The organism is Myxococcus sp. AM011 (genome assembly GCF_013372595.1).
GTDB classification, from domain to species: Bacteria; Myxococcota; Myxococcia; order Myxococcales; family Myxococcaceae; genus Myxococcus; species Myxococcus eversor.
Window position 1 is genome coordinate 1 of the sequence record NZ_JABXEM010000440.1, and the last position, 5459, is coordinate 5459.

The window sequence follows — 5459 nt, forward strand, 5'->3', positions numbered from 1 at the left end:
ACCCAGGACGCTCCGCGTCATACCGCCCGTCCGTACGTGACATCCCCATCACATCTGGAGCGAAGCACCTTCTCGCCGCATCCGCCGATACTCCAGGTGCGGGCCTTTTCAGGTCGGTCCCGCGCCCGGGGGTGTCATGCGCATCGAGTCCTCACCGAAGTCCGCCGCCAGAACCGGTTCGCGTCCCGCCTCGCCCGTGTCCGAGGCCTCGGCCCGCACGGTGGCCCCCAAGCCGGGCGGACAACGGGACGTCCCGCAGGCCGACAAGTTCGACACACGCATGGCGAAGGGCGCGGGGTTGCCCATCCGAATCACGGGCCGTTGCCCCCCACTGTCGCCGTGGCTGCCCGTCAAGCCCTGGGTCCCCAAGACGAAGCTGGAGCCCTGGACTGGCACCCAGACCAAGCCCTGGCTCCACCGCCCGGACATCTTCCGGGGGCCCCACTGTCCCCGGGGAGCGTCGATGGGCTGCGGCCTGCCCATCCGCATCACCTAGCGGGCCGCTCGGGGTCAACCGACCCCACCCACCTGGTCGCCGCGCAACTTTCCACCGCGCGCGACGGGACGAGTCTTTAGACTCCCCCCAATGCTTCAAGTCATTCCCCTGGGCGGCCTGGGAGAAATCGGCCTCAACTCCCTGGTCATCGCCTGTCGCGGGGAGATGCTCCTCATCGACGCCGGCCTGATGTTCCCTTCCGAGGGGATGCCCGGGGTCGACATCATCATCCCGGACTTCAGCCACCTGAAGCAGAACGCCGCCCAGCTCAAGGGCGTGGTCCTCACTCACGGCCACGAGGACCACCTGGGCGCGCTTCCCTACCTGCTCGGCGAGGTGAACGTCCCCGTCTACGGCACCCGCTTCACGCTGGCCATGGCGCGCCACCGGTTGAACGAGCTGGGCATCGAAGCGGACCTGCGCGAAATCGAGCCGCGCGAGCCCTTCGCCGTCGGCACCATGTTCAAGGTCGAGGCCAGTCGCGTGACGCACACCGTGCCGGACGCGGTGGGCTTCATCATCCGCACGCCCGAGGGCACCTTCATCCACACGGGTGACTTCAAGCTGGACCCCGACCCCATCGACGGGCTGCGCACGGACCTGGAGCGCTGGGGCGAGGCGGGCGAAGAGGGCGTGCTGTGCCTCCTGTCGGACTCCACCAACTCCGAGCTGACGGAGGAGACCGGCAGCGAGCGCGTCGTCGAGCAGACCTTCGAGCGCCTCTTCAAGGACGCCACCGGCCGCATCGTCGTCGCCCTCTTCTCCTCCAACCTGCACCGCGTGCGGCACCTGTTGGCCATCGCCGAGCGACTGGGCCGCAAGGTCGCGCTCCAGGGCCGCAGCATGGTGCGCAACGTGGAGATGGCGCGCGAGCTGGGCTACCTGGACGTGCCCGACTCGCTCTTCGTGCACCTGGACACGGTGCCGCAGCTGCCGCAGCAGCGCGTGCTGGTCCTCACCACCGGAGCGCAGGGCGAGCCGCGCGCGGGCCTGTCCCAGCTCGCCGCCGGTGACGGCCCGTTCAAGCTGGGCCCGGGAGACCTGGTCGTCCTCAGTTCCCGAGCCATCCCCGGCAACGAGCGCGGCGTGGGCGCCCTCATCGACCAGCTCCAATGGCGCGGCGCACGCGTCGCCTACGCGCAGGTGGAGCCCGGCGTCCACGTGTCCGGCCACGCCAGCCGCCCCCAGCAGCAGCGCGTGCTGGAGCTGGTGAAGCCGCGCCACTTCATCCCCGTCCATGGCGAGGGCCGCCACCTCCACCGACATCTGGCCACCGCCCGGGAGTCGGGGATGGAGCCCGCGCAGTGCCTGCTGGCCCAGGACGGGGACATCGTCGGCTTCGAGGAGGGGCGCGGCCGCTTCACCGGCAGCGTGGCCTCCGGGCGCATCTTCAAGGACCGCTTCGGAGGCGGCATGGTGACGGCGGACACACTCCATGAGCGGGTGCGCCTGTCCGAGACGGGCCTGGTGGCCGCCGTCGTCGTGCTCCAGCGCGACACCCTGAAGCTGGTGGGTGGCCCGCAACTCTCCGGCCAGGGCCTGTCCCTGGACGAGCAGGTGATCCTCCCCCGGGTGGCCCAGGAGGCCCGGGCGCTCTTCGAGGAGCTGTCCGTCCAGCTGCGGGGCGACGACGCCCTGGTGCGAGAGGAACTCACCCGGGTGGTCCGCCGTGCGTTCCGGCTGTACACCTCCAAGCGCCCCCTGGTGGTGCCCATGGTCGTCAGGGTGTAGGTATGTTAAGGGCCGCTGCTGCCCATGCCTTCGTTCGATGTCGTCTCGAAAATCGACCTCGCCGAGCTCGACAACGCGGTCAATCAGACCAAGAAGGAGCTCAGCACCCGCTATGACTTCCAGGGCGCCCAGGCGGACGTCCTCGTCGCTCCGGACCACACGGCCCTCACCGTGAAGGCCAACAGCGAGGAGCGCGTCCAGGCCGCCAAGGAAGTGCTTCTGGTGAAGCTGGCCAAGCGGAACATCAGCTTGCGCGCGCTCGAGTACGGCGACGTCGAGAAGACGGGTCTGCACAACGTGAAGCAGGTCATCAAGCTCCAGCAGGGCATCCCCGTGGAGAAGTCCAAGGAGCTGGTGAAGCTGCTGAAGGATTCGAAGATGAAGGTGCAGGGCTCCATCCAGGCCGACCAGCTGCGTGTCACCGGCAAGAACCGGGATGACCTCCAGGCCGCCATCGCCCTGTTCCGTGGGGAGCAGGACCGACTGAAGCTGGACATGCAGTTCACCAACTTCCGCGATTGAAATAGCCCATGCGAGCCGCTGCTGCCCTGTCCCTCTGCTGGTTGTTCTGCGTTCCGGCCGTCGCCTCCGCCCAGGAAGAAGCGCCCCGTCCGTCACGGCTGGTGCCCAACATGACCAAGCCGCCGCGCTTCCAGGGAGGCCTCAAGGGTTTCACCTCGCCGCTGGCGCTCAAGTCCCTGGACACCGAGGGCGCCAGCGCGTCCTTCACCGCCAAGGTGGGCTTCCGCAAGGACACGCTCTATGTGGGCGTGGACGCCAAGGATGATCAGCTCCTCGCGGGCGACGTGCTCACGGTGTCCATCTACTTCCCGGACACCGGGCCGCTGACGACGGGCTACACGTGGCGCTTCGGCTTCGATGGCAAGCGCGCGTCGGGAGCGGACAGCGGCACGCCGGAGTTCGCGCAGCAGAAGGTCAATGGCGCGGTGGAGCGCCGGGGCAACACGCTGTCGCTGGTGGCCGCGGTGCCGGTGCGCGCGCTGCCCCGCTTCCCGGCTCGGGACCCGATGGTGATGGACGTGTGCATCACCTACGAGGACCAGGATGGCGCGGGCACCAAGGCGGTTCCCGTCTCCAACTGCCAGAGCGGCACCATGGTGGGTGACGCGCTGAGGCTGCCGGACGAGCCGCGCAAGGCGCTCAAGCTGAAGCCGCCGGAGCACGTCACCGCGCTGGAGCCCGCGGCCACGGGCTGGCTGGGGTGGGACTTGCTCAGCTACCCGGCCTGGGCGCAGGGTGATGAGGACCTGACGCCGGAGTCGCTGCGCAAGCTGGTGGTGACGGACGCGCTGGAGGCCGCGTCGGTGAACGTGAACGTGCCGGATACGTTGAGCCTGCCGGACGGGCGACCGGTCGTTACGGTGCTCTCCGGGAAGAATCCCTATGCCGTCGCGGGTCAGTGTGACGCCGAGAAAGAGCTTCGACTGGGGTTTTACATCGTGACGGGGAAGACGGCGGCTCGAGTGCTCGAGTGGCCGGCTGCTACGTGTGCCCTGGGGCGTGCGTCCTCGGTGGAGCTGGATGAAGAGGACGGGTTGACCATCCGTTACTCGAACGGCGCGACCATGAACTTTGCCTGGAGTGGTGACCACTTCACGCGAACCGAGCTTGGAAATAGGTAGACGCGGTGGAACCAACCAAGAACCTGTACATGATGACCCTCGGCTGCCCGAAGAACCGGGTGGACTCCGAGGTGATGCTCGGCACGCTGAAGCACCGCGGATACACGCTGGTGCAGGAAGCGTCCGAGGCCCAGGTCATCGTCGTCAACACCTGTGCCTTCATCGGTCCCGCCAAGCAGGAGTCGGTGGACTCCATCCTGGAGATGGCCGAGCTGAAGAAGTCGGGCAGCTGCAGCACCCTGGTGGTGACGGGGTGTCTGTCGCAGCGCTACGGCGAGGAGCTGGCGAAGGAGATGCCGGAGGTGGACCACTTCCTGGGCACCAGCGCCTACGCCCAGATTGGCGACCTGCTGGCGGCCGAGGCCTCCCCGCGTCAGGTGATTCCGGACCCCGACTACATCCACGACGCGAACACGCCGCGCATCAACTCGATGCCGAAGTACACCGCGTACCTCAAGGTGTCCGAGGGCTGCGACAACGCCTGCGCGTTCTGCATCATCCCCACGCTGCGCGGTGGACAGCGCTCGCGGCCCATCGACGACATCATGATCGAGGCCCGGCGGCTGGCGGACAGCGGCGTGCAGGAGCTGAACCTCGTCGCGCAGGACCTGACGGCGTACGGGCATGACCTGCCGGGCCGCCCGAAGCTGCATGACCTGCTCAAGGCGCTGGTGCAGGTGGACGTGAAGTGGATTCGCCTCCACTACGCCTACCCGCGCGTGTTCCCGGACGAGCTCATCGACGTGATGGCGTCGGAGCCGAAGATTGCCCGCTACCTGGACATGCCGGTGCAGCACGTCAGCGACAAGCTGCTGTTGTCGATGAAGCGTGGCCGCAACTCGGAGTTCCTCAAGGGCCTCCTGACGAAGCTGCGTGCGCGCGTGCCGGGGCTGGTGATGCGCACCTCGCTCATCGTCGGTCTGCCGGGTGAGACGGAAGAGGACTTCGAGATGTTGAAGGAGTTCGTGAAGACGCAGCGCTTCGAGCGCCTGGGCGTCTTCCAGTACTCCGACGAGGAAGGCACGGCGGCGTTCGATTTGCCGGACAAGGTGCCGCAGAAGACCATCGAGCGCCGGTGGCGCGAGGTGATGGCCATCCAGAAGCGCATCAACCGCGAGCAGAACAAGAAGCTCGTCGGCAAGCGGCTGGAGGTGCTGGTGGAAGGCCCCGCGCCGGAGACGGAGCATCTGCTCGTGGGTCGGCACCAGGGACAGGCGCCGGACATCGACGGGCTCGTCTACATCAACGACGGCCTGGCGTACCCGGGTGAGCTGGTCACCGTGGAGGTGACGGAGGCGCACGACTACGACCTGGTGGCTCGCGTGGTGGAGCGCCCGGACCCGAAGCAGCGTCAGCACACCGCGCGTGACGCGCACCCGGCGCCGATTTCGCTGGTGCCCGCGCCTCGGCCGGTGACTCGGTTGGAGTAGTGGTTCTTCCCGGGCCGCCGCCCGTGTGTCGTTGTTGCTGAGCGAAGTGGTTGATGGAGATCGCGGTCGCGACGAGCGCGCTGGTTGCCGGGAAGGGATGTTGCAGGTCGCGCGGAGTCCAGCAGCGAGCCGGATTCTGGCGCGCCACGCTGCGTGAGG

Annotated in this window: 5 protein-coding genes; all 5 read left to right on the plus strand. The window is 67.9% G+C overall.

From position 1 onward, the window contains the following. Positions 1-136 precede the first annotated feature (136 nt). The 5 genes from HUW62_RS45575 (at position 137) to rimO (ending at position 5300) form a co-directional block, all read left to right on the plus strand. Positions 137-496 carry a hypothetical protein gene (locus HUW62_RS45575; protein ID WP_176438007.1) on the plus strand — a complete coding sequence of 120 codons (360 nt, stop codon included), beginning with the start codon at positions 137-139 and terminating at the stop codon, positions 494-496. 90 nt (positions 497-586) lie between these two features. Continuing rightward, entirely contained in the window at positions 587-2227 is a 1641-nt protein-coding gene (locus HUW62_RS45580) for a ribonuclease J (RefSeq protein WP_163868183.1), read from the plus strand. Between the two features lie 24 nt (positions 2228-2251). Further along, positions 2252-2749, plus strand: a complete 498-nt coding sequence (locus HUW62_RS45585; protein ID WP_163868184.1) for a YajQ family cyclic di-GMP-binding protein — start codon at positions 2252-2254, stop codon at positions 2747-2749. An 8-nt stretch (positions 2750-2757) separates the two neighbouring features. Beyond that, on the plus strand, positions 2758-3870 hold the full coding sequence (locus HUW62_RS45590) for a hypothetical protein (RefSeq protein WP_163868185.1): 1113 nt from the start codon (positions 2758-2760) through the stop codon (positions 3868-3870). Positions 3871-3875: 5 nt separating this feature from the next. Next, complete coding sequence (gene rimO, locus HUW62_RS45595; protein ID WP_163868186.1) at positions 3876-5300, plus strand: 30S ribosomal protein S12 methylthiotransferase RimO; 1425 nt, start codon at positions 3876-3878, stop codon at positions 5298-5300. The last annotated feature ends 159 nt before the right edge of the window (positions 5301-5459 follow it).

Coding starts and splice junctions, on each gene's coding strand:
- HUW62_RS45575 (WP_176438007.1), top strand. CDS start 137: ATGCGCATCGAGTCCTCACCGAAGTCCGCCGCCAGAACCGGTTCGCGT.
- HUW62_RS45590 (WP_163868185.1), top strand. CDS start 2,758: ATGCGAGCCGCTGCTGCCCTGTCCCTCTGCTGGTTGTTCTGCGTTCCG.
- HUW62_RS45580 (WP_163868183.1), top strand. CDS start 587: ATGCTTCAAGTCATTCCCCTGGGCGGCCTGGGAGAAATCGGCCTCAAC.
- HUW62_RS45585 (WP_163868184.1), top strand. CDS start 2,252: ATGCCTTCGTTCGATGTCGTCTCGAAAATCGACCTCGCCGAGCTCGAC.